The 1091-nt window shown below is 65.5% G+C and carries 1 pseudogene; it reads right to left on the reverse strand.

The annotated features are described in order from the left end of the window. Positions 1–1028: pseudogene (locus PAM7066_RS18790) on the reverse strand (DDE-type integrase/transposase/recombinase); the annotation flags it as partial. Positions 1029–1091 lie beyond the last annotated feature (63 nt).

Consider the following 1091-nt stretch of genomic DNA (forward strand, 5'->3'; position numbering starts at 1 on the left):
AGAAGCGCTCGATGTCGTCGAACACATCGGCTGGGGCTGCATCGCGGCTGCGGTCGTTTCCATCGCCGAGTTGTCCCGGACGTTGCCGGCCCGGCTCATCGGGCAGATGATACCGTGGGCGAGGAGCAGGCGCTGGAACTGCTCGTCGGTATGTTGCGACCCCTGGTCCGAATGATGCAGCAGCGTGTCGGCCTTGCCGCGACGACAAGCGGCCAGCATCCGTGCGTCCATGACCAGCGAGGCATCCCGGTCCGCCTTCATGGACCAGCCCACGACACGCCGGGAGAACAGGTCCGGGACCACCGCGACAGGCAACCGGCCCACGGCTGTCCAGATGCAGGTGAAGTCGGCCAGCTGTCACCCGGCAGGCGATTGCGCAGCAACCTGCCGAGAGGGCACTTCCGGTTCGGACGGTCGGCCTCGAAATTGCGATCGAGGATGGTGTCGGCGATCATCGAACGCTCGCCATCGTCCTTCGGCTTTCCGCGTCGCTTGGGCCGCGCCCGTCCTCGAGCCCGGCGCGCCATAGATGCGGTCGCTGGCCTTGAAGCTCTTGTCGACGGCGACAACGAGCTTCGCGTCGTGGGCTGCCCGGTCGCTGATCGGTCGCCTGAGCCAGGCGTGAAAGCCCGACCGAGAGACGCCCGGCACCTCGCTCATCCGCCTGATCCCGCTGCCCGGCAGGCGATGCAAGCATCGCCGAGAGGGGCCGGATGTGGCGGTGCTTCGCGACGAAAGCGCATGTCATGTCGCTTCCCGCGCGAAGCAGGCAGCCGCCTTTCTCAGGATGTCACGCTCGAGCTTGGCGACCTCCTTCTTAGGGTCGCGATCTCAGCCAGCTCGGCCCGCTGATGACCGTTGCCCGGAAACGCCGATATTGGTGCCTCGGCTGCTTCTCGCATCCATCGCCGCAGAAGGCTCTCGGCAAGTTCCGGATCCCGGCACGCCCGGGCAACCGACATGCCCCGCTCCGTCACCAGCTTCACAGGCTCGATCTTGAACTCGCGGCGGAACTTCCGTCTCGTCATGTCCACTCTCCAGTTCCATGGTCACGATCTTATCTTCGTGTCCACGAAACCGGCAGCAGTTCA

Source organism: Palleronia marisminoris (genome assembly GCF_900172315.1).
Taxonomy (GTDB): Bacteria; Pseudomonadota; Alphaproteobacteria; order Rhodobacterales; family Rhodobacteraceae; genus Palleronia; species Palleronia marisminoris.